Source organism: Methylobacterium indicum (genome assembly GCF_001043895.1).
Taxonomy (GTDB): Bacteria; Pseudomonadota; Alphaproteobacteria; order Rhizobiales; family Beijerinckiaceae; genus Methylobacterium; species Methylobacterium indicum.
The window spans coordinates 1-1,991 of sequence record NZ_JTHF01000390.1 but is presented as its reverse complement, the minus strand read 5'-3'; the positions used below and the strand labels follow the sequence as shown (position 1 = coordinate 1,991).

The following is a 1,991-nucleotide window of genomic DNA, read 5'->3' as shown; positions in this document are numbered from 1 at the left end:
CTCCGTCACCGAGCGCTTACTCACGATCCCGTGGAGGGCTGCCTGAATCAGGTGGCGGCTGTTGTTTGTTGCCTCCGGCAGATGCACCACCGTCGAGACCGATCGCTCCTCGAAGCATCCCTGCTGTTGCGAGAGTACGAGGCCGAACTGCCGCCGCTGCTCCGCCAAATTATACGAGGCGTCGACTAGACGGGAGGCGTCGTCGATGCGGACGGCGTTGAATTCTTCACTTAGAACGGCGGCGGGGCTGGCGTGCAGTTGCGGAAGAAATAACTGTTTTAGTAAACCTATTTGCTTTGCAGAGGTGCGAATCCGCAACACTAGAGGAGATTTGCAACGATCGGCTTGCAGGATATAAGAACTTGAACTACTATTTGCGCGCCGGAGTATATGCGGAGTCGAAACGTGGCCTTCAAGCTTTTTTCTCCTGGTCGTAATACAATTGATTCATACTACCGAACGAGCAATTTAAATATAGCAGACTCAGTGGCTCAAGAAAATAATCAGCAGTCAATACGTATATCATTAGATCCTAGGTACAGTAATGGTTTTATAAATATTGGCTCGTCGGATTTGATAGTTTCGTCTGTATTGGAAAATGGCGAGAACAAAGGCCTGGTCACAATAGAAAATGGGTTCTTGATTGGCGGAACGCTGTTGCCCGGAGGCGGCATCCGACCAGTAGTCCTGTTTAGGAATGGTGTAACTATCCAAGCGCGCCAAACAGGATTTCAAACATCGGAAGGCATTAGCTTTCAGCAGGTTGGAACAAACAACATTTTATACTTGAGTTCAGTCACCGAACCCAAGCCAGGACAGGTTTTTACTCTTACAAACGATAATTCTTCGGGCTCATTCCCTGATCGATTCAACTTCAATCCCTGCTTTGTGTCAGGTACTCAGATTGCTACGACTGAGGGTGAAGTCCCCGTTGAGAAGCTGAGCGTCGGAGACATCGCTATTACCGCCGGCGGTGTGCAGCGTCCGGTCCGCTGGATCGGACGCCGTACCCTTTCGTGCAACCATCATCCGCTTCCTGAAGCCGTCTGGCCCATTCGTGTGCTGGCCGGCGCCTTCGGACAAGGGCTACCACACCGAGATCTCTGGCTCTCACCGGACCATGCAGTCTGCGTCCGCGTGCTCGACGAGGTGCTGATCCCAATTAAGCACCTACTAAACGATGCGACGATCGCTCAAGTCGAGACCGCAGAAGTCACCTACTGGCACGTGGAACTTGAAAGTCATGACATCCTGCTCGCCGAGGGCTTGCCAGCCGAGAGCTTCCTCGACACCGGCGTGCGCGCCGGCTTCGAGAACGGCGCCGAGCACATGACGCTCCACCCCGACTTCACCCCGTTGACGCTCGACGACTTTTGCAGGCCGCTGGTACAGGAGGGACCGATCGTCGATGCAGTGCGCACACAGCTCAACGCCCGAGCGGTGGCGCTCGGCTGGAGCCTGACGAGCGAGGACGACCTGCACGTTGTGGCTGACGGCGTCACGATCCGGCCGGAGCGGGATGGCGCCGTTGCGCGATTCAGCCTTCCGGCCGGGGCGCGCGAGGTGCGGCTGGTGTCGCGTTCGTTCGTGCCGGAGCGGGTGCGGGTGGGGTCCGGCGACGGGCGCCGCCTCGGCGTGCCGGTGCAGGGCGTGTCGGTAGTCGACGGCCACGGCGTGACGCGCAGCCTGTCGATCGGCAGCGAGCTGCTGGCGGCCGGCTTCTCTTTTGTGCAGGATAGCGCGTGGCGCTGGACAACAGGCGACGCGGTGCTGCCCTCGGCCCTGTGGGCCGGCTGCGAGGGCAGTGTGACGCTCGTGATCGAGACCGCGCCCGACCGCGGCGCCATGCACGCGTGGCTGGCACCGCCGGCTCAAGCCGAGATCGCGGCTGCGCTGGCTGCATAGGCCAGACAACAAAACGCCCCGCTCGGCGGCTGCCGGCGGGGCTGAAGGCGGAGTCTCGGGTCTGGAAATCCATCGATGTAACCGCT

At 58.8% G+C, this 1,991-nt stretch carries 1 protein-coding gene and 1 pseudogene; one reads left to right on the top strand and one right to left on the bottom strand.

The window, feature by feature from the left end:
* Positions 1–318: pseudogene (locus tag QR78_RS34660) on the bottom strand (hypothetical protein); the annotation flags it as partial.
* Positions 319–405: 87 nt separating this feature from the next.
* On the opposite strand from QR78_RS34660, the gene QR78_RS33450 reads away from it, so the two are divergent.
* Positions 406–1,905, top strand: coding sequence for a Hint domain-containing protein (locus QR78_RS33450; RefSeq protein WP_158004096.1), 1,500 nt, complete (start codon positions 406–408; stop codon positions 1,903–1,905).
* Positions 1,906–1,991: the final 86 nt, after the last annotated feature.